We start from the raw sequence: 23,065 nt of genomic DNA on the forward strand, positions 1-23,065 counted from the left end.
GACAATCCATGCAAATATGACGTCTATGTCTACGATTTGGAAACAATCGCCGGCGCCAGTCCATGGATAAGGTCGCCAGTCTCCGGGCCTTCGTAAAGGTGGTCGAAAGCGGCAGTTTTGCCGAGGCGGGCCGGCAGTTGCGGCTGTCACGCTCGGCGATCAGCAAATACATCGCCGATCTCGAAGAGAGCCTCGGCGTGCAGCTCCTTAACCGGACCACGCGCCATGCGAGCCCGACCGAGAACGGCCAGCGCTATTTCGAGCGCGCGGTCGTGATCCTGTCGGAGATCGAGGCGGCCGACCAGGCCGTGGCGCAAGCCCAGTCGGCGCCGCGCGGCCTGTTGCGCGTCAACGCGCCGATGTCGTTCGGCACCCTGCGGCTCGGGCCGGTGCTTGCCGATTTCATGTCGCGATATCCGGAGCTGCAGCTCCAGCTCGTGCTCAGCGACGATCTGCTCGATCCCGTCCAGGACGGCTTTGATGTGACCTTGCGGATCGCGGAATTGGAATCGTCGAGCTTGATCGCGCGAAAGATCATGCCGGTAGCGCGCATGATCTGCGCTTCTCCGGATTATCTGGCGCGTCACGGCACCCCAAAACATCCGCAGGATCTGCGCGGGCACGCCTCGCTGACCTACGGCTTCCTGCTCACGGGCAATCAGTGGAAGCTCACCGGCATCGACGGCGATCACTGGATCCAGCCGGCCTGGTCGCTCTGCGTCAACAATGCCGAAGTGCTGCGCGATGTCGCGATCAAGGGCAGGGGGCTCGCGCTGCTCCCGGAGTTCATCGCTGCGGATGCTTTGCGAAAGGGCGAACTGCGAACGGTGCTGGACGAGTATTCCGCGCCGCCGCTCGCGCTCTATGCGGTCTATCCGCCGACCCGGCATCTGTCGGTGAAGGTGCGGCTGTTCATCGATTTCCTGGTGGAGCGGTTTGGCCGGGATGACGAAGCGGGTGTGCGAACCCGCTAACGGGGCGCAGGGCTATGAGCGCACGACCAGATTTTCCCTAGTTTTCGATCTCGAACCGAACCGCGACATCCTCGCCAACGCGCGCAAGCCTACGCGCTCGTGTCCTCGCAATCGCAGATGAAAAGTCGTGGACCATCTCCTTGACGTCGGGCACCAATTTGGCCGTGGTCACGACTTTGATTACATAGGGAGGTTTGAGGGCGTTCATCCCGCCTCCAAAAATCGAGTCTAGAAAAGCTCCCATAATGTCGCCATGCCATTCCGGCGCCCCTATCGCAATCTTAAGCGCCAGTCGAAAGTCCTGAACAGTTTTCCAGCTGCTGGCGTCGAGTTCTATTTCGCGCATCGTCATGCCGAGGGGATCGTCTAGTTGACCGTACGATCTTCGGCAGGCCAGAGCAATTCATCCAGCGTACTCATCGAAGCGTTTCGAATCGCGGCGAGCTCGCGTGCGGCGCTCTGGGATTCCGGCGAGGACATCGAGGCTGCTGCCAGCTCGACCTCGCTGCAGCGCTCGAACAGGCGGACCAGGCCGAGCGCGCCGGCGGCGCTGCCGAGCTGGTGCGTGGACCGCGCGAGCTGCTTGCGATCGCCGGCCGCGGCGGCTTCGGTAATGTCCGTGATCAGCTTCTCGCTGGTCTCCCGCAGCAAATGATGGAGTTTTGCGATCTGCGCCGCGCCCAGCAGCTCCTTCTGGTCGGCAAGGAAATGCCGGTCGATCAATGCGCCTACCGCGAGCTGCGTCGCGGCCGGCTGGTTCTGGGCATCGTCCTCGATCGCCTCGCGCAGCGCATTGATCAGGATCGGCTTGCTGACGATCCTGGCAATGCCTGCGCCCGCGAGCCGCTCGCGGGCGCGGCGTGACATGTCGGCGGTTACCGCGATGATGCGCGGCATCGTGGGCAGACCGAGCTTTCGAATCCGCGATGCCGCCTCGACGCCGTCCATGTCGGGCATGTGCAGATCCATCAGGATGATATCGAACGCGTGATCGCGGGCGAGTGCGATGGCCGACGCGCCGTTCGTGGCGATGGTGGCGTGGTGGCCGAGCCTCTTCAACATCGCTTCGCCGACCTCGCAATTGACGGGGTCGTCGTCGACCAGCAGCACGCGAAGCTGCCGCGATGGCGGCTGGTCCGCGCCTTGCGCGATGCCGCTCGCGGCGAGGCCAAGCGGGACCTCAAGCATGAACGAGCTGCCCGCACCCGGCGTGCTCGCCACCGTCAGCTCGCCGCGCATCAGGTGGGTGAGGCGCCGCGCGATCGCCAGTCCAAGGCCGGTGCCGCCGAACCGCCGCGCGATGCTGTCGTCGGCCTGGACGAAATCCTCGAAAATCCGCTCGTGCATGTCGGGCGCGATGCCGATGCCGGTATCGCGAACGGTGATGCGCAGCAGGACATGATCGTCATGTCCGTCGGCCGCTGCGCTCAGGCCGATGCCGCCGCGCGGGGTGAACTTGATCGCGTTGCCGATCAGATTGAGCAGAATGCGATTGAGCCGCACCGGATCGCCGTGCACGGAGGTATTGATCGTCGCATCGCAGGCGAGATCGAAGGAGAGGCCCTTGTGAGAGGCCTGCGGCCGCATCAGATCGGCCGCCGTTTCGATGAGCTGGTCGAGGCGGAAATCGCGGGTCTCCAGAGTCTCGGCGCTGGCCTCCAGGCGCGCATATTCGAGGATGCCGTCGACCAGCGCGATCAGCGTTTCGCCCGACGCGGCCGCCGTCGTGAGGTGACGCCGCGGCGCCTCGCCGAGGCTGCCATCGTCGAGCAGTTGCAGCACGCCCATGACGCCGTTCAGCGGCGTGCGCAGCTCGTGGCTGACGACCGCGAGAAAGCGCGATTTGGTCTCGTTGGCCGCCACCGCCGCGCTGCGCGCGCGCTCGGCGGCATCGTGCTCGGCAAGGGCCTGGTCGCGGGTCTTTTCCAGTTCGGAGGTGCGCTCGATCACCTTGCGCTCGAGCGTCGCATAGGATTCGCGCAAGTGAGCGGCCATCCGATTGAACTGATCGCCCAGCGCCTCCAGCTCGTCACCAGTCTTGATCGCGAGCCGCAGGCCGAGGTCGCCACTGCCGATCCGCCGCGCGCCTTGCGTCAGGATCTGGATCGGCACGGTCATGCGCCGGCTTAGAAACAGAGAGACCAGCACCGCACATGCCAGCAGGATGACCAGGAGAAAAGTCGAGCGTCCGATCGACGCATAGATCGGCGCGTAGGCTTCGGTGAGCGGCAGCTCGACGAACACCAGCCAGCCCAGCGAGGGGACCGTCGCGGAGGTCGACAGCACGCGTTGACCGGACGGATCTTCCTTGACCAGGCCGCCGGCGGGCGGCCCGACGCCATCGAGCGCGGCGCGCACGTCGGCATGGCCGGAGAGATCGCTGCGACGCAATGCCGGCCACAAATCGGGATGCGCGATCAACAACCCCATCCGATCGACCACATAGGCCTTGCCGGTGTTGCCGACTCTGATCCCGGCGACGAGGTCCCAGATGAAGCGAAGATTGACCTCGGCGACAATCACATCCGGCGTGAGGCCCGTTCCGCGCGTGGCGAGCGTCATGAACGGCTCGGTGTCGCCGAGGAAGTAGACCGGCCCGCAATAGGCGCGGCTTTCATTGGCGCCGCGGAAGGCCTGCGAAGCGGAGAGGTCGGCCTTGCTGCCGATCCTGTCCGCGACACGGCGCGACACGCGCACCTGCTCGCGGCCTTGGGCGTCGAGCTCGGCGATTTCCGCAATCGCAGGCGAGAGGCGCAGGAGGCGGATGGCGTTAAGGCGCTGGTCCTCGTTCGTGGACAACTCGGGGGGCAGGCGCGAGAGCCACCTGATCTGGTTTTCGATCTGGCCAATGAACTGGCCGATCTGGATGGCGGCGCTTGCTGCCTGCTCGCGCTGGGTCGCCGCCAGGAGCTGCTTCTGCTCGCGATAGGAGAACCAGACGTCGAAGCCGGTGTTGATGGCGAGCGCGGCAAAAGCGAGTGCGACGATCGAGTAGAGATATTTGCGGAACAGCCGGCCGGGAGGTGGCCGCAGATCTCCCTGGTCGATCGTCTCGTTCACTCGCGGATCTCGTCGGCGCGCGCGAGCAGCGTGAATGGGATCGTCAAATCCAGCGTGCGGGCGACCGTGCGGTTGATCAGGAGCTCGTATTTCCGCGGCGACTGCACCGGCAGATCGCCGGCCTTGGTGCCGCGCAGGATGAGATCGACATAGTCAGCCGAGCGCACTTCGAGCGTCGGCCCGTAGCTCATCAGCCCGCCCGCATCCATGAAATAGTAGAACGGGTAAATCGTGGGCACGCGATATTTGGCCGCCGCGGCCACCGCAGCCTGCCGGTGGACCACCAGGAAGCTGTCGACCAGCGCAATCATCGCCGCCTTGGGCGCTTCGGAAAAGGGCCTGACGGCTTCGTCGATCTCCGATGGCGCGCTGACGGGGGCGGGGACCACGGACACGCCGGACAGTGCTGCCTCTTGCTCGATGGAATCGAGGAAGAAGCGGCCGCCGCGAGGCGTGGTCGCCGGGTTGTACAGGATACCGACGCGCGCAAGATCCGGCACGGCCTCCCGGATGAGCTGAAGCCATTTGCCACCCATCTCGGCGCTGCTGTTGGTGAAGCCGGTCACGTTGCCGCCGGGGTGGGCGAGGCTTTCGACGAAGCCGTTGCCGACGGGATCGTTGGCGGTCGCGAACACGATCGGGATGGTTTTCGTGGCTTCCAGGACGGCCGCGGTTTCGACCGTCGAGCCGGTCAGGATCACATCCGGCTTGAGCGCCAGCAATTCCTGGACCGCGGTTTTCAGTCTATCCGGCGCACCGAAGGTCGAACGGAGCTCGAGGCGGAAATTGACGCCTTCGACCCAGCCTCGCTGCCTCAAGCCCACGATGAGGCCGCCCAGGCGGGAGGTCGGGCTGTCGATCATGCTCCTTCTGGTCAGTTCGTCGTCGAGCGGCAATGCCGTCAGCGATGCCACGACCCGCACGCGATCAGATGCTGCGCCGAGCGCCAGCCACCCCGCGGCGGTTGTGCCCGCAAGGCGAATGAACCCGCGGCGATCGACCGCGAGAGCGGAAGGCCGTTCGGTCATGACATTCTTTGCATGGTGGCTTGCCCCAACCCGATGCTTAGCGCGAACGGCCGGCATCCACAATTGATGAAAAAATGCGTTTGTGACTGCTCGTTCGCAGCGTTTGGCGGCCCGATACCGTATTCCTACGCCGCCAAAGAGTCGCCGTTTCGAGCCTCGTCTCCTCCGTGACACCTTGTAACGCACCGCGGCGTTGCAACATTTTCCGTCTCGGTCGTGATGACGGTTCGGGGAGGCCGATTTCGTAGCTGCCGATTTTTGAAGCGTTGTTTCTACTTTTTCGAAGGTTTTCGATGCGCAAAATCTATCTCGTTCCAGCCCTCGTCGGCCTGCTCACCACCGTTGCAGCGGGACCCCTTGCGGCCCAGGGCGCCGTACCGAAGCAAAAAGCTGCGCCGGCACCGAAAGCCGCCGGTGCAGCTCCCGCAGCAGCCGGTACGCCGGTCGCCGCCGGCGCGACGTCGGCAGCCGCGGCCGAGACAGCGGCCCCGGACGACAAGTCCAAGGCGACCGATTCCAAGTTGATCGACGGCTTCCGCTCGGCCAAGTTCGGGATGAACGAGGCCGACGTGCGCGCGGCGATAGCCAAGGATTTCGGCGCAAAGCCCGACGCCGTCAGGGCGCAGGACAATGCGTCCGAGCTGACGCACAGCCTGCTGTATTCGGCGCCCGAGCTGCTGCCCAACGGCGGCACCGCCGAGCTCTCCTACGTGTTCGGCTACAAGTCCAAATCTCTGATCCAGGTCGGCGCGGTCTGGTCGAAGGGCACCGACGCGGCGATCACGCCGGAGAAGCTGTTCTCCAACGCCAACATCCTGCGCGCCCATTTCCTCAGCGAGGGCTTCAAGCCCGACTCCATCGCGGTCAACATGCCCGTCAACGGCGGCATCGTGATGTTCCGCGGCAGCGACGCCAAGGATCGCTCGGTCATCCTGCTTCTCCAGGGCACGTTCGAGAACAAGGACAACAACCAGCGCGTGCTGACGCCGACCAGCCTGCTGCTGTTCTACGTGGCCGACGCCAAGAGCCCCGACATCTTCAAGCTGCCGCCCGGCCAGTTCTGATGCCGCGCGGCCACGACATTCTCCCACCCGGTTGTGGATCGGCCCCAGTGCCGATGAAGAGGATCTGAAATGCGCCGACCATCTGCAAGGCGAGACAATGACGAGCTGACGCTGCGGGGGCTTGCGCGCTTCCGTTCGATGTCACTGCTCTGCGCGATGCAGATGGTCTTCCTGCCGGTGTTCAGCGTCCGCCTGCAGGCGCAGCCGGCGAACGTGATCACGCCGGACGGCCGCACCGGGACCAGCCTGCAGACGTCCGGCAGCGTCACCAACGTCACGACGTCGACCGTCTCCGGCACCAGCGCCTTCAACTCGTTCTCGCAGTTCAGCGTCGGGCAGGGCAACACAGTCAATCTGCAATTGCCGACCGGCACGCAAAATCTCGTCAACATCGTTCGCGACGCACCGGTCTACGTCAACGGCACACTGAACTCCTACATGAATGGCGCGATCGGCGGTAACGTCTATTTCGCCGATCCCAAGGGCTTCGTGGTCGGCCGCAGCGGCACGGTCAATGTCGGCAGCCTCAACGTCTCGACGCCGACGCGCGAGTTCACCGACAGCCTGATCGGCGCGCAGGGGCAGATCAACGGATCGGCCGTCGCCAATCTGATGGCGGGCTCGTTCCCGGTCTCGCCGGACGGCAACATCCGGATCTACGGCCGGGTCAATGCCATCGATGGCGTGCGCCTGACCGGGCAGAACGTCCTTGTCGGTGGCGCCAGCCAGCGCGACATTGCCAATCTCGATCACGCCGCGAAGTTCGCAGCCTCGGTCAATTCGAAGGGGCTGCGCAGCGCCGCCGCGATTTCCGTGCGCAACGGCTCCATTCACATCGGCGCCGTCAACAACGCCAGCGTCAACGGACGGCTGACCGCGCGCAGCAAGACCTCGACGCCGAGCAACATCACGGTCGTGGCCGGCAACCAAGCCGAACTCGGCAGGAATGCGCGGTTGAGCACGGCAAGCAGGACCGCGGATGCCGGCGGCGTCCTCGTCAAGGCCGGCAACGACGTGACCGTGAAGAGCGGCGCGAAGATCAATGCCAGTTCGAAAACCGGCAATGCGGGCCTGGTCGAGCTGAGCGGAAATGGCGTCATCGACGTCGGCAGCGGCGTCACCATCAACCTTGCCGCACCGAACGGCCGGGCCGGCACGCTGCTGATCGACCCGACCGATGTGGTGATCGGCGACGCCAGCCAGGGCGACGTCGGCGTAACCCTCGGGAACACGTCCGTCGCCAACGCCATCGCGGCGCTCAGCGCTGGTGGCACCTATCTGGTTCAGGCTGACAATTCGGTCACGCTGGCCGCGCATGCGGTGATCGATGCCCGCAATCTCGATGCGACCAAGACTCACTCCGTCGGCAACGCCATCAATGTCGAGATCGACGCGCCCACCATCAGCATCGTCAACGGAGCACAGATCCTCGCCCAGGCGATCAATATTGGTGGAACGACCTACGACAGCGGCAGGGTCACGCTTGCAGCCACGGCGAGCCAGTCCCTGATGTCCGGCCACGCGCATGCGACCACGGGCATCACCGTTGACGGCACGATCACCGGCGGCGCGATCTCGATTAGCGCGAGCTCCACGGCGGTGGCGAGCTTCACGAGCTCACTCGCTTCGACCTTCGCGCTTGTCGGCGAGTCGGTCCCAGGCATGATCCTGGGCCTCAACGGAGGCTATGTCGCGGCGAGCTCAACCGCGACCGTGAACATCAACGGCCATGCCAATATCTCCGGCAGCGGCAACGTCTCGATCAGCGCGTACGGGTCGGAGAGGGCTGAGGATCCCGTTATCGCCTCGTCGCTCCTCGGCGTATCGCCGGTCGGCGCTGCGGTCGTGGTCGGGAACATCGCCGGCAACGTCACCACCAACGTAGCAAGCAATGCGACGATCAGCGCAGGTGGTAGCCTCGGCATCAAGGCCACCAACGATGCCACGATGAACGTCACGGCCGTATCGCTGACCTCGAGCGCGGTTCTCGTGGCGACGGTGGCCTATTCGACGGCGTCGGTGACGACCACGGCAAACGTCGCGACCGGCGCCCACCTGAGCGTCGGCACCGCGAGCGGATCGACCGGTGGATTCGCGCTGCGCGCGCTGAATAACAACAGCTTCTCGACGTCCGCGACCTCCGTGGGGCTGGATAATCCGGCCCTGAACGGCGGCGTCGGCGGTGCCGTCGCGATCAGCAACGTCAACACCTCGGCGACCGCGACCCTCGGGTCGTCGCTGGGGTCCAGCACGTCGAACCGGATGAACGGCTCGGTGACGGTCGAGGCGACCTCGAACACGACGTCGAATTCGACGATGTCCTCGACCATCACAGGTACGCCGGCTTTGATCGCCGGACTCCAGGGTGCCCTGGTCGTGGGCACGATGAATCCCAACTTGTTCTCCCAGCAGTTCAGCACGCTTTTCACCGCGGATCTGAACCTGAAGGCGGCGGCGGCCTTGACGATCGCGCGCAGCACGGAGAGCGCGACGGCGGCGATTGCGCAAAACCCCAGCGGCGGCGCGCCGTCGATCTATACGTCGGGCAACGTCGCCGTCATCAGCAACGTGATCGACGTGGGCGTGCGCAGCATTGCGACGGCCTCGGCGATCAGCTCGAGCCCGGTCGATGGTCAGTCGACGGCCGTTGCCGCAGCGGTCGCGTGGGGCGATTTCACGCACAATTCGAACGCCTATATCGGCGACGCGACCCTGATCAATGCGCCGGAGATCGGCGTCTCGGCAAACACCTATATGCCGATCACCAACACCTGGTTGCAATGGGCCTCGCTGACGGATGTGCTGAGGCATCTCAACGGCAATCTCGGCGTCGGCGGCAGCATCTTGACCAGCTACGCCAACTCGACCGCGGACGCCGGCGACACCGTCGGCATCGCAGGGTCGTTGAACAATTTCATGGTTCACAACAACACCACGGCCTGGGCCGCGACCGGTGCCAACCTGACGTCGACCTGCACGGTTGCGAGTTGCGGCAGCGGCGCATGGACGGCTGCGCTGGACAGCGGGGCGACGCAGGCCTTCGACGCGACACTCGCCATCGCGGCGACGGCCTATTCGGCCTCGATCGACGCTGCGGGCAATGTCGGCACGCTCGGCTTCCTTCCCGGCAACACCTCGGGCGGCTCCTCGCTGGGCGGCGCGCTCAATCTGGTCCAGTTCTGGAACAATACCATCGCCGGCGTGGCGTCCGGCGCTTCGCTCGGCGCGACCGACAACGTCTCCATCACGGCATCGACGACCGACCAGTTCTTCGGCGTCGCGCCGACGTCCGGCAAGGCGGCCGGCGCCCTGGCGCTGAACGGGATTACGTCGATCGCGCTCGTGAACAACACGACGCATGCCTCGATAGGCATCGGCGCCACGGTGTCGGCTCCGACGGTGAATGTGCTCGCGCAGCAGGATCTGTCGATGCTGTCGGTTGCCGGCGCGGTGTCAGCCGGCGGCAACTCCGCCGTCGGCCTCGCCGTCGCCTATCTCGGCGCGACCACCGACACCGCTGCCTATGTCGGTGACAATCACAGCGATATCCGGTCGGGCCCGTTCAGTTCGGACGATCCGTTCTCAGGGAACGGCGGCGGTAACGGGTCGGTCACGGCCGACCATCTGGCGATTTCCGCGACGACCGCGGGCGGGATCACCGCGGCGTCGATTGCGGCTGCGATCTCGGAACCTTCGGTGTCGGACTTCGGCACCAAGGCCGGTGCCGTCGGCGCAGCCGCGACCGGCGGAGCGGGCGGGATTTCAACCGCGCTGGCCAAGGTTGGCTCGTCGTCGGGCGCCTCCAGCAGCGGCTTCACGATCGATCTTGCCGGCAGCTCTTCCATCAGCGATGTGAGCCTTGCCACGACCGCCTCGATCACCGGCGCCACGATCAACCGCTACTCGCCGAGCCCAACGGCCACCTTGTTAGTCCAGGCGCTCAACGACACCATCCTCAACAACGGCTCGGGCGGCGCCGCCGCCAATCTGGGAGGGAGCGCCGGCTCGACGAGCGTGGCCGTCGACGGCACCATCGCTGCGGCGATCTCGAACAATGTGACCAAAGCCTTCATCTCCAACTCCACGGTCAACAACCAGCAGTCCGTGACCGTGCAGGCCTTGAACGGCGGATCGGAAACGGTCGTGGCGATCGGCCTTGCCGCGTCAACGCGGTCCAACGCCGCCTCGATCGCTCTGTCCGTCGGCATCATCACCGACAGTGCGCAGGCCTACATCGAAAATTCGACGATCGCCGGCGGGAGCACAGGCGTCCTGCGGGCTCTCGAGGTCGATGCCTATCAGACCAGCAACATCGCGGTCGGCGGCGGTTCGCTCTATATTTCCGGCGGACAGGGCGGCTTCGGCCTCGCCATGACGTATGCTTCGATCGGCGATCCCTCCGGCGGCAACGCGACTGACGCGCACATCAAGTCCACGTCGATCAGCAATTACGACTCGCTTCTGGTGCTCGCCGACAATGCCAGCATCGTCGCGGCCGGTGCCGCGTCGGCCGGGGCAGGGTCGAACGGCCTGTCGGGTTCCATCGTCGTCGACGAAATCACGTCCACGACCACGGCCTATATCAGCAGCAACTCGACGGTGAACATCAACGTCGGGCGCGTGACGGTGCTGGCGGACAGCGGCGCTGTGTCGGACCTCGATACGGCGCTCGGGAATCTCGTCAAGAAGTCGAACAACAATCATCTCGCGTCGGACACGTGCACGGCCGCCGCCGGCAACGGCACGGCGAATTGCATAGATTTTAGCGCGGCGGCGCTCAACGACGGCACGGCGAACGGTCCGGGCGCCAGCATCATCTCCGTTGCGGGCATTATCCAGGCCGGCAAGAACAATGTCGGCGCCTCCATGGTGTACGATACCATCGCGACGACGCATTCGGCCTATATCGCCAACGTCCGGATGTCGACGATCGGCAGCGTCAGTGTGAATGCGGTCGACACCACGAAGATCCAGTCGGTCACGATTGGCTTCGGTCTGGCGACCGGTCAGTTTGCCGGCGTCGGCGGCATGACAATCAGCTCGATCGCCAATAATGTTTCGGCGGCAATCGGCAACAACCAGTCCGACACGACGCAATCGACCGTGACGGCCTCCGACATCTCCGTCACCGCGACCGACAATTCCAGCATCACCGGCGCCGCCGCCGTCGCTGGCGCCTCGACGCAAGGCAGCGCAGCGGGCCTGGCCCTCGTCTACAGCAGCATTGCCAACAATGTCAGTGCCGGCGTCACCGGCTCCAAGCTGACCGCCTCCGGCAATGTCGTCGTCAACGCGAACTCGAATGCCGATATCTCGACGGTTGCCGTCGGTATTGCGATTTCCTCGCAGATCGGCCTTGCCGGTTCGGTCGCCACCAATCTGATGGGAACCAACGTCACCGCCAGCATCACCGGCGGGGCCGACGTCGCAGCGAATAACAACGTTGCCGTGATTGCCGGTAATAATGACAAAGCGGGCGTTTTCGCCGGCGCCGTGTCCATCAGCAAGGGCGCGGCAGGCGGCGCGGGCTCGATGGTCACGAACAAGATCACCGGCACCACCGCGGCCTATATCAGCGGGACGACAACCAAAGTGGATGCGCGCGGAACCAGCACGAGCGACGTGCTTTCCGTCAACAGCGGCACGCTCGCGCACGCGATCGATCTCGGCGGCTTCAGCGCGCCCACCGACACCACGCCCGATCTGAGCGAGACCCAGGAGAGTGTGCGCGGCCTCGCCGTCGTCGCCAGCTCGCACCAGGCCGTCGTCACCAACGTCGCCACCCTGTCCGCGGGCTCGGGCATCTCCATCATGATCAATCCGATCACCAATGTGATGAGCGGATCCACGAGGGCCTATATCGACGGCGCGGCGATCGACACTCGGCTGGCAAGTTCGACGCTGGACCCGCAGATCGATGTGGCCGCCAGCAGCTTCTCCTATTCGGGCGCGTTCGGCGCCGGCGTGGTGCCGCCAACCGGGAGCGGGGGCGGCGGTGCGACCATTCTCAGCACGACGATGTCGCGCGACACCGAGGCCTATATCACCAATGCGACCGTTGGTGGCGTGCAGTCGGCGAGCGCAACGGTGGGCGCCGTCACCGTGAAGGCCAATGCCGAGCAGGACGCATCGTCGATCGCGGTCGGTTTCGGCACCGGCTCGGTCGGGCTGAACGTCTTCGTCGCAACCACCGAGGCCTATGTCGACGGCGGCTCCCTCACGGCGTCGTCGCTCACGGTCAATGCCTACGACGCCACTGGTATCGCGTCGGCGAACGGCTCGGGCGCTTATGGCAGCCAGGCCGCGATCGGCGCGGCGTTCCTTGTTCAGGTCTCGGCGAACCGGACCGAGGCCTATGTCGGCGACGAGTTCCACTACCAGGGCATCGGCGCGGCACATACGACCGCGGTCAATCTGAGCGGCGCGCTCGACGTCGAGGCTACGACGAAGAACCGCTTCCAGGCTTATTCGATCGGCGGGGCACTCTCGACCGGCGCGGCGGCAATCGCCGGCATGGCCAACATCGAGATTGCCAACAACACCACCATCGCTGGCGTCTACGACACCACGCTGCAGTCCCCCACTGGCGGTTCGGCTGGTGCGGTCACGATCAACGCCACCGAGGACGTGGCGATCAAGGAGATCGCCGGCGCGCTTTCGATTGCCGGCAGCGGGTCCGGCGTCGGCGTGGGCGCGGCGGCGAACGTGATCGTCTTCAAGAGCCAGACCATTGCGGAAAGCCGCAACAGCGACCTCAATTCGTCCGGCGCGATCAACGTCGGCGCGCTCAGCACCAAGGAAGTCCTGTCCTACGCGGTCACCGCCGGCATCGGCGGCAGCGTCGGCATCGGTGCGACCGTCGGCGTCATCATCATCGGCACCAACACCGCCGATCCGGATACGCAGGGCGAGCAGACCGGCCAGCTCAATCAGGGCAACAACGGCACCCTCGCATCAGTGAACGCGGGCACCAATTCCTCGCACGGCAGCGACGCGGTCGCGGGCGGCACCTCGGGCAATCCGAGCAACGCCAACGCAACCTCGACCTACGACGTCAGCACCGTCCTGACCGGCGGCAATGACGGCGTCACCGCCCAGATCGCGGGCGGCAATGTGACCGGCACGCAGGTCAACGTCGCCGCCACCAGCGCCAACGCGACCAAGATGTTCCTGCTCGGCGCGGGCTTTGCCAAGAACGTCGGCATCGGCGCCGGCATCGGTTACACTAGCGTCGACAGCAGCGTCCTCGCCAATCTGAGCGCGATCGTCTCCGCGCCGTCCGTCACGGTTGGGGCGCGGGTCAAGGACGCCGATACCGGACCTTATTCGGGCAAGACCGTCGACAGCGAGGCGATCGCCGGCGGTGCAGCGCTCTATTTCGGCGCGGATGCAGCCGTGGCGGTCGGCAACGTCGCCAATACCGTCACGGCCCAACTCGGCGGCTCCGTGACCGGAACGGGCGGCACCGGCGCCACTGGCGTCGCCGTGATGGCGATGGACAGCTCGACTCAGAGCGTGACCGCGGGCGGCGGCACCGGCGGCCTTGCAGCCATCGGGGTGTCGATCGCGACCACGGGACGATCGAGTTCGGTCGCGGCGAAGGTGCTGTCGAACGCGACGGTGAACAGCTCGATCCTTGCGGTTGGCGCCGCCGAGGCCGGCGCAATGTCCGCTTCCGCGACTGCGGTCGCCGGCGGTATCGTCGCCGGTGACGGCGCAGTTGCGACAGCGAAGGAAAATTCGACGGTCCTGGCAGAGATCGGTTCCAACTCATCGATCACCACGTCGGCGACGGGCGCCGGCACGCTGGTGTCGGCATCGATCACGCCCAAGCTTTCGAGCAAGGCGATCGGTGTCGCGGTCGGCGGCGGCGCCATCGGCGTGTCCGTCGCGGAATCGATGGTGACGGCCACCGTCACGGCCGATGTCGGCGACAACACCACCTTCTCGGGCGGTGCGCTCGGTGTGACCGCCATGGCGCTGGTGCCGACCGGCGGCACGACGACTTACGCCTGGTCGCTCGCGGGCGGCGGCGGCTCGTTGATCGGTGCCCAGGGCAGCTATGCCAGGGCGTCCGAGAACGCGACGGTGAGTGCGTATGGCGGCATCGGGATCCATCTTCCCAATGCCGACGTGGTCATTGCCGCAGAGAACGACAGCAGCCAGTACGCCGAGTCGACTGGCCTCTCGACCGGGTTCCTCGCCATTGGCGCGACCGTCGCACAGGTCTCCTCGAGCGCCCACACCTACGCCTATCTCGGGGCCGGCGCGGTCACCGCCGCGTCCAACACGGGCGTTCTCCAGATCACCGCCACGGGCACGGATACCAACGTCGCCAGCGCGCTCGTCGGTGCGGGCGGCACCTATGCCGGCGCAGCAGCGGTTGCGACGACGGCGACCACCGCGGTCACCGACGCCATGCTCTATGGCGAGGCGACGGACAACACACTTTATTTCGGCGGCCTCAACATCAAGGCCAAACATACGACGAATTATGCCGGCAGCGGTGATGCCTATCAGGCCTCTACGGCGGGCGCCTCCGGTGGCAGCGCGCAGAACGATGTCACGTCGGCGACCACCGCTGAAATCGGCACGCATCTGATCGTCAACTCGGCCGGCGGCGATATGGTTGTGATCGCCAACGACGTGGTCAACCAGGCTGGTGGCGGGGCGCGGTCTGGTTCCGGCGGCGTGTTTGCCGGCGCGGCGGCGCTCAGCAAGTCCAGGGTCACGCAGACCGTCACGACCAACATCGACGCCGGTACGATCCTGAGCCTTAATGCCGATCCGAGAACGACGACGGGCGCAATCAACATCGAGGCCTACAACACGCTGAGCACGACCGACACGGTCAATTTGAGCGCCGCGGGCCTGTTCGCCGGCGGCGGCGCCGAATCCGACATGACGGCAAATGCCACGCTCACGGTCAACATTCAGGCCAGAGAGCTGTTCAGCGCCGGCAACATCTATATCGGCTCGGCGTCGCGGATGGCGGCAAACAATTACGCCAACGCCAGCCTCTATGGTGCGGTCGGCGGAGTCGGTGCCAGCACGAACGCATGGGTGCATGCAACGCAGAACGTCAATGTCGGCAGCACCTCGACAGTGGAGGCCTGGGGCAAGATCAACATCGCCGCAGGCCTGGCCGGCGACGGCAGCGTCTACAGCAGCGTGGCCGCGAACGCGACGACGGTGGTCTACAACAACACGGTCGTTGCCATCTCGGGCCTCTATCGCGGCACCGCCAACGCCGACGACGACACCAGTCTGACGCTTGCCATCGGCTCGAAGGTGCTCGGCGCCAACGACATCTCGCTCACCGCGACGCCGGGCCAGGTTACGGCCTCCGGCCTCGGCAGCAACTACAATCCGTACCTGGAGATCTTCAGCGCGAAGAACAGCGACAATCACAGCAACGACAACAGCGGCGGGACCGGCAATGTCGCGCTCAACGGCCTCGTGGTGGCCGGCATCCACAATGACGAAACGATCACGATCGCGCTTGGCGCGAGCACGCCGACCCTGTCTACGACGAGCCCCTACGATCCGCTCTCGCTCGAATACGTCTCCGACGTCGATCATTTCAATCGGGTGATGAGCTGGAACCACCAGACGATCCAGTACACCATCGTGGGCGGCTTCAATCCTTACCAGACGATCGTCGCTCAACTCGCATCTCTGAGTGGCCTGACGTCGACGCAGGTCCAGACGGCGCTTTCCGCCACGCAGCCCTCGATCACGTTTGGCGGCACCGATCCGACCGGCGAGATCCAGCGCCAGATCAATACCCTGATCCAGCAGGCGCCGTTCGCTGCCAATGCATCCGGCAACGCCTTCGCGTTCGGCGATATAATGGTGTCGGCCGGCAACGTTTCGATCCTGGCGCAGAGGCTGTCCGGGGCAGGTGGCGCAGGTCTTGCCGCACCATCGGTGATCGCGCGCTCTTCGCCCATGATCAAGATTGAAAACCAGGGCCTCGATTTCGTCGCGCTGTCGAACCTCACGATCACCAACGTGACGGGGGGGCTGGTCACGCACCCGCAGGTCGACCCGGGGTCGTCGTCGAACGTGACTTTCACGTCGAACAACAGCGCGACGCCGATCATCGACATCTCGGCGGTCTATAACCGCAAGGATCCCAACACGGGTCTCGGTGTCGACCAGAACGGCAACACCCTGACGCGCACGCCCGACATCTACTTCGACGGCGTCGTCACCAACGAGAACGGCCTGCTCAAGATCACCAACAATCTCGGCAACGTCGTCGCATCGCAGACGTTCGATGCTGCGACAATCCAGATGGTGGTGCCGAACGGCTCCTTCACCTTCAATGGCGGCGTCGGCAGCATCTTCAGCTCCAACCACGACGTGGCCTCGCAATGGGCCAATACCGAGTACAAGCCGGCTGACAACGACACGCTGACGGCGGTGATGGCGGCGGCGACCTATCTCGGTGCCTATGGCGCCTACGACAGCGGCGTGCATATCGCTTCCGGCGGCAATCACCCGTATTCCTATTATTGCTGCGCCTCCGGCAGCGCGGGCGTCGCCGGTACGGCGAGCAACAGCACTGTCTTTACGGCGCGGCTGCTGGATCTCTATTACGACGGCCTTTCGCTCTATTCGGCGATCTTCCTGCCGATGGGTTCGGGTGCGCCGGGCAACGGCAACGAACATGCCGGCAGCACTCCCGACGCGTCAACGCTCGCGACGATCGAGGGGCCGACCAGGCAGACCATCAGCACCGCCCCATGGGAGGCAAGCACCTATGATGGCCAGGGCGTCTATAGCGGCTCCAGCCCGTTCAACTGCTCGCATTGCTCCGCCTACTTCCAGGTTATCAACATCCAGCCCGATGTGATCACGCCGAAGACGGCGAACACGGCGACCAACCCGCCGGCGAATGCGCCCTTCATCATCGGCAAGGCGATCATCCTGTCGGCATCGGTTCTCAACATCAACGGCACCATCCAAAGCGGCTCGAGCAGCAACTATTCGGTCAATATCGGCACCGGCGCGCTGAACGCCATCAACGCTCTGAAGGCCGACAGCTCGGCCTTTGCCCAGGCCCAGACCAACGCGCAGCACGGCAGCTATGTGGATTTGACGCAATATCTGTCGAAGGTAAGTGGCAGCGACGTCCAGGTCGGCGCGAGGTACAATGCCGCCGCCGACCAGATCCTCCTGAATGGCGTGGTGCAGGGGTCCGGCGGCTACGTCTACCTGAACGGCAAGATCATCTCGACCTCGACCGACGGCACGCCGCAGGGCAACATCATCGTCAACGGGGGCGCCGGCACGATCACGGTGAACAACACCACCGGCCTTCAACTCGTCACCAACACGATCAATACCGGCGTCAGCGCAGCCAGCGTGATCGAGATCGTCGATCAGCTCAAGGCGCAGACGACGTGGTACGTCTACAATCCTGCCGCCCCGGGCGGCCAGCAGGTGTCGACGTATCGAACCAACAGCGTCAATGCGAGCCAGTACGACGGCTCGATGCTTGCCGCGACAAGCGGCACGGCCGGCCTGCAGTACGCGCCGCAAGCCAACATGTACTACCAGTGGGTCGACACCGCGCGGCTCGATCGTTCGACGACGAGCACGCAGTTCGACTATGGCTGGCAATACACCTCGCGGGATCCCAACAGCGGTAGCTCCTTCGTCCGCACCACCAGCCTGGTCTCGGACGTGCAGCAGGTCGCCAACGGCGCCACCACGGGACAATTGCAGAGCACGAATTACCAGGAGGTCGTCACCGCGACCGGTTCGGCTCACGGCGGCGGCGGCAACACCCATTCCGACAAGTGCTGCGGCGCGGATGGACAGTACGATTGGTTCCAGGAGATCTTCGATCACCTGACGCTGACGCTGACCAACACCGTCAAGGCATCGAACCCCATCAACATCCAGTTCAACGGCGGCGGCGCCAGCACGGTCGCGGTCACGTCGAACTCCGGCATCGTCATCAACGGCCCCATTAACAACCTTCAGGGTGCGACTTCGGTCGTGGCCACGGGCGCCAGTTCGGCCATCACGGTCGGCGCGAACGCCAACAACCCGGTGATATCGGGCACCAGTGTGTCGCTGTCGGCGGCGGGCGGCATCGGCAGCATCGGTGCCGGCGGGGCGCCGGTCTCCGTGCAGGTCTATGGCGGCAGCCTCACCGCCAATTCGATCGACCACGATATTGCGATCGCGGCCGTGGGCTCGCTGTCGATCAACCAGGTCAAGGTGAACTCGACCGTGGCCGGCGACGCGCCGCAGGGCAGCGTCTTCATCTCGGCGACCGGCGACATCAACTCGGCGTCCGCCTACAGCGTCGCCAACTCTGTCGTCGTCGGCAAGAACATCGAGATCAGGTCCACCGGCGGTGCGATTGGCGCGGTGACCGGCGTCAGCAACGGCGCGACCGTCCTCACCAACATCAATCCGCTCGTGATCCAGGCGACCGGCACGACGCTGGTCGACGGCAGCGTCGATGGCGGCATGCTCAACAGCTATTCGACGACCGGAACCTACATCGTGCAGTCCAAGGGCGATCTGCGGCTCGGCACGGTCGAGTCGAAGAGCGGCCCGGTGTTCCTCGAGGCCGCGGCCTCCGATGGGGCGCAAGCCAGGATATTGAACGGCCTGTCGTCCGGCGGCCTCACGGCCGAGCAGAGCGCGCATCTGGCGGATGTCTGGACCAGCCTGGACCTCCTCAGCGGCAACGGCGCGACCGCAACCGTCAACAGTTACCAGACCATGGTCACGGCGGCCTACAACGACTACTTCCAGCTCAAGAACGTCGCCTTCGCGAACGGCAACACCTATAGCCCGACCTCGGTGGGCCTGACCGTGCTGCGGGCGCAGGTAGCCGCCAAGCTCGGCATCGATCCTTCGGCGGTCTCGACGACGGACATGCAGAATGAGGCCACGACGCGCTTGCTGAAGGACCAGTTCCTGCTCGGCATGATCGACACGGTTCAGGTCAAGGCCTCGCTGACCACATTGCTCGGCACCGCGCCCTCTGACCCTCTGGCGACGCTGTTCGGCAGCACGCTCTCGTCGAACCTGTTCACCAGATTGTTCGACGGCGTGGCAACTGGCCATCAGCTTATGCCGACCAACACGGCCCTGCAGACGGCGCTTGCGACCTACAGCTCGAACTATGCCTATACGCTCGCTCCGACCGAAAAGCTCTACGGGATGATCACAGCGGGCTCGCAATGGACTCAGAGCCAGCTCGCCTACACCGTCTCTTCCTCAGCGGTCGGTGCACCGCCACCGCCGATCAGCGAGGATGTCGCGGCCAACATCAAGGCCAGCCAGGTCATGCTGTACACACCGAACGGTTCGGTCGGCCAGCTCGCGGCGCCTCAGACGTTCACGTTCACGAGTGTCAATGCCTCGTCGCTGACGTCCGCCCAGAAGGGACTGCTCGCCTCGGCCGGTCCCGGACAGCTCGTCGTCAACTCCTCGACCGACCCGACGACCGGCGTCGTGACCTACAACGTCACGCTGTCGCAACAGAGCCTCGTCATTCTGGACAATCCAACCGCGGTCACCGCCAAGGCGCTGTCGGAGGTCTATCTCGGCAGCAAGAACAGCCTCGTGCTCGGCGGCATTGCGGCCGCGAGTTACGGTCCGATCGCTGCCGCGCAGGCCGGCGGCATCCAGGTGACCGGCAGGGGTGACGTCAAGCTCGATGCGGTGGGCAGCATCTCCGCGGGCGTGAGCGGGGTTCCTGTGATCTCCGGCGACATTCCCAACCTCTCCCTGATCGCCGAGCACGGCAACATCGGCAGCGCTGGCGCGGCCGGAGCCGACCCGGCGGCCAACGCGAACGCGATCCAGATCGCCTTCGCGAGCCCGACCAGCGATCATCTTGATCAGGTGTCGTCCGGACTGGGCGTCTATGTGAAGCAGACCACCGGCGACCTGGTCCTCGGCAACGTCTCAGCGACCGGCGCCATCCAGTTGGCCGCGACAGGCAGCATCTATGCCGAGGCTGGAACCAACTTCGCCGATCGCACGGCGGTGCATATCGTCGGCACGGATCTCGATCTGCGCGCCGGCGGCGATATCAGCTTCAACGGCGCGACGTTCCAGCCGCTTCAGGTGCAGCTCTCCGGCGCGCTCACAGGCTCCGCGGTCGGCGACCTCAGCATCCTGGTCGTGGCGCACGATCTCGCGGTGGGTGCGACCGGCACCTACGGCGCGCTGACTGCGGGCGGGACACTGACGCTGAACGTGCCGCACGGCGCGATCAGCATCAATGCCGATGTCACCAGCGTTGGCCTGATGCAGCTGCTCGCAAACGGCGCTGTGACTTTCGCCGATGGCACCAGCGCGGCGCCGGTGGTGGCCAGCAGCTCCTCGGGCGGGGTGACGCTGGCTTCCGCCTCACTGTCGATGGGCGCCTATTCGGCCATCAACGCGGCCGGCGTGATCTCAGTGATCACCACGGGCAACGCGACCATCGGCCAGCTCAACTCGTCGCTGTCCTATGCGGCGGCCTCGAACGCGCCGTCGATCGTCGTTACCGCCGGCGGCGTCGCTTCGCCCGGAGCGATCATCGACAACGGCGACGGTCAAACGAAGATCGTCGCGTCCGGCTCAGGGGCAGAAGTCTCGCTAGACGCATCGAACGGCATCGGCAGTGCGGCGGCCCGCCTCATCCTCAGCGCGGCTCGGCTTTCGGCGAGCACGAGCGCCGGTGGCATCTACCTGAAGGCTCTCACCGACACCGAGGCAAGCCTGTTGTCCGCAGTGAAGGGTGGCGTGGATCTGGTTGGTTCAGGCGGCTTGACGCTCGACCAAGTACTGGCGGGCACGGCCACGGGTGCGAGCGGCAGCTTCAGCGCCGTCGCGAACAATGGCAGCATTGTCATCGGCACGGCCGACAGCAGCGGCTCGCAAACGGTCCACGCCAGCCAGAACGTGACGTTCAAGTCGCTGGTTACGACCGGCTACAGCGGTGATGTCGGTAACATCAACGTCACGGCCGACAACGGCTTCATCCTGGCGCAGACGGTGATGTCGGGCGGCGTGACGACGCTCGGCTCGGTTTCGGCCCATGGCGGGGCGACACTGGTTGCAGCCTCGACCATCACCGGCAACACGCTCGCCGCCAGCACCGGAGCGGGCCTGTTGAGCGCCGGCGGGCCGATCAACTGGAACGTCCTCAACGTCGGCACGACGCTCAACGCGACCGCGGGCCAAGGCAGCATAGGCTTCAAGATCGCGCAGAGCGGCGGCACACAGACCATCCACGCCCACGACAACGTCAGCTTCGACGCGCTCACGTCCACCGGCTACAGCGGCGATGCCGGCAGCATCAACGTCAATGCAGACAACGGCTTCATCCTGGCGCAGACGGTGATGTCGGGCGGCGTGACGACGCTCGGCTCGGTCTCCGCCCATGGCGGGGCGACGCTGGTCGCAACCTCGACCATCACCGGCAACACGCTCGCCGCCACCACCGGAGCGGGCCTGCTGACCGCCGGCGGCGCGATCAACTGGAACGTCCTCAACGTCGGCACGACGCTCGACGCGACCGCGGGCCAGGGCAGCATCGGCTTCAAGACCGCGCAGAGCGGCGGCACACAGACCATCCGCGCCCACGACAACGTCAGCTTCAACGCGCTCACGTCCACCGGTATCAACGGCGATGCCGGCAGCATCAACGTCAATGCGGACAACGGCTTCATCCTGGCGCAGACGGTGATGTCGGGCGGTGTGACGACGCTCGGCTCGGTCTCCGCCAACGGCTCGGCCAGGCTGATCGCGGCGGGCAGCAACACCGGTCATAACCTCACGGCCACGACCGGCAGCGCTGTCTTGAGCGGCACTGTCGTTCATTGGGATAATCTCACGGCCGGCGGCACGCTCGACGTCACCGCGACTGTCGGGGGGATCACTCTCGGCACCGCCATCAGCGGCGGCACACAGACTCTGCATGCCGTCAACGACATTGTCTTCAACCAGCTCACCACGGCGGGTATCCCGGGTGATGCCGGCGATATCGACCTGCGCTCCGATGCCGGTTCGATCCGGGGCGGATCGATCTTCGCCAACGGCGACACGCACTTCGCTTCGGCGGGCTCGGTCTCGCTCGACCGGATCAGGGGCAACACGGTCAAGCTGTCCGCGCCGGGTGACCTGACGATCGGTTTCGTCAGCGTGGTGAGGGAGCTCGACCTTGCGGCGGATACGATCAAGGTCAATGGCGAGCAGATCCGCTCGACGCCGCAGGTCCCGCTGATCATGAACGTGACCGGCTACAACGGCGGCACGGCGACTTCGGCCAACGTCTCGATCGATCCGGACGGCATCATCATCAACCAGTTCAGGGTGGTGGATGCGAACTTCTGGACCGACGCCCACGCCGTGGCGATCCTGAACGGCTATGTCCCGGGTCAGCTCATGCTGACGACGGCAACCCAGCAGGTGCTGCTCAACAACCGGACGCCGGCGCCGTCCAACTGGCCGTCGCTCCAGCTCTACCAGCCGGGTGGCGTGTTCACGATGAGCCAGGTTGGGAACGCCAATGTCAGCAACACCTATGTGGTGTTCTACACCGGCGGCGTCTCCGCGACCGTCACCAATTACGGGCCGACCCACACCTGCTGCAACGACTTCACCGGCGCCAGCATGATCCGCAACATCTCCGTCGACGGCGAGGGCAACGAGAACATCGAGACCTGGCTCGCGAAGAAGGACGGGGGGACGTTCTACCTGCTCGGTCTCTCCGGCAAGGCGCGGCTCGATGCGCTGCTGACGCCGCGACCGGTCGAAACCATCGGGGCCGGACCCGCCGTCAACATCGAGGGATTGAGCGACATGCGCAAGCTGCGCCGGCAGGGTCAGCGCGTGGGACGCACCGGCTGGAACGACGCGGCGATCGGGGCGGCGAAGCCGGCCATTGGCCGTCTCGCACAGGCATGGTAAC

Annotated in this window: 6 protein-coding genes; 3 read left to right on the forward strand and 3 right to left on the reverse strand. The window is 65.3% G+C overall.

Translation table 11 applies throughout. The features are described 5' to 3' along the window. Nucleotides 1-62: 62 nt before the first annotated feature. The gene (locus ABIB80_RS12550; protein WP_354127526.1) at nucleotides 63-974 is read left to right on the forward strand and encodes a LysR family transcriptional regulator; all 912 of its coding nucleotides are present in this window, start codon (nucleotides 63-65) and stop codon (nucleotides 972-974) included. Between the two features lie 37 nt (nucleotides 975-1,011). Here ABIB80_RS12550 and ABIB80_RS12555 read toward each other — a convergent pair whose 3' ends face one another. The 3 genes from ABIB80_RS12555 to ABIB80_RS12565 are packed head-to-tail and all read right to left on the reverse strand — an operon-like array spanning nucleotide 1,012 to nucleotide 5,062. Next, nucleotides 1,012-1,326, reverse strand: a complete 315-nt coding sequence (locus ABIB80_RS12555) for a hypothetical protein (protein WP_354127527.1) — start codon at nucleotides 1,324-1,326, stop codon at nucleotides 1,012-1,014. A 14-nt stretch (nucleotides 1,327-1,340) separates the two neighbouring features. Then, complete coding sequence (locus ABIB80_RS12560; RefSeq protein ID WP_354127528.1) at nucleotides 1,341-4,034, reverse strand: hybrid sensor histidine kinase/response regulator; 2,694 nt, start codon at nucleotides 4,032-4,034, stop codon at nucleotides 1,341-1,343. Beyond that, nucleotides 4,031-5,062, reverse strand: coding sequence for an ABC transporter substrate-binding protein (locus ABIB80_RS12565; protein WP_354127529.1), 1,032 nt, complete (start codon nucleotides 5,060-5,062; stop codon nucleotides 4,031-4,033). The genes ABIB80_RS12560 and ABIB80_RS12565 overlap by 4 nt, the downstream gene beginning before the upstream one ends. Nucleotides 5,063-5,355: 293 nt before the next feature. On the opposite strand from ABIB80_RS12565, the gene ABIB80_RS12570 reads away from it, so the two are divergent. Then, nucleotides 5,356-6,126: a hypothetical protein gene (locus ABIB80_RS12570; protein WP_354127530.1), complete on the forward strand. Its 771-nt coding sequence runs from the start codon at nucleotides 5,356-5,358 to the stop codon at nucleotides 6,124-6,126. 69 nt (nucleotides 6,127-6,195) lie between these two features. Then, nucleotides 6,196-23,064, forward strand: coding sequence for a leukotoxin LktA family filamentous adhesin (locus ABIB80_RS12575; protein WP_354127531.1), 16,869 nt, complete (start codon nucleotides 6,196-6,198; stop codon nucleotides 23,062-23,064). Nucleotide 23,065: the final 1 nt, after the last annotated feature.

The organism is Bradyrhizobium sp. i1.15.2, assembly GCF_040548425.1.
GTDB classification, from domain to species: Bacteria; Pseudomonadota; Alphaproteobacteria; order Rhizobiales; family Xanthobacteraceae; genus Bradyrhizobium; species Bradyrhizobium canariense.

Bases quoted from the DNA above. Each gene is read 5' to 3' on its own strand.
- ABIB80_RS12550 (WP_354127526.1), top strand. From the start codon at position 63: ATGGATAAGGTCGCCAGTCTCCGGGCCTTCGTAAAGGTGGTCGAAAGC.
- ABIB80_RS12555 (WP_354127527.1), bottom strand. From the start codon at position 1,326: ATGACGATGCGCGAAATAGAACTCGACGCCAGCAGCTGGAAAACTGTT.
- ABIB80_RS12565 (WP_354127529.1), bottom strand. From the start codon at position 5,062: ATGACCGAACGGCCTTCCGCTCTCGCGGTCGATCGCCGCGGGTTCATT.
- ABIB80_RS12570 (WP_354127530.1), top strand. From the start codon at position 5,356: ATGCGCAAAATCTATCTCGTTCCAGCCCTCGTCGGCCTGCTCACCACC.
- ABIB80_RS12575 (WP_354127531.1), top strand. From the start codon at position 6,196: ATGCGCCGACCATCTGCAAGGCGAGACAATGACGAGCTGACGCTGCGG.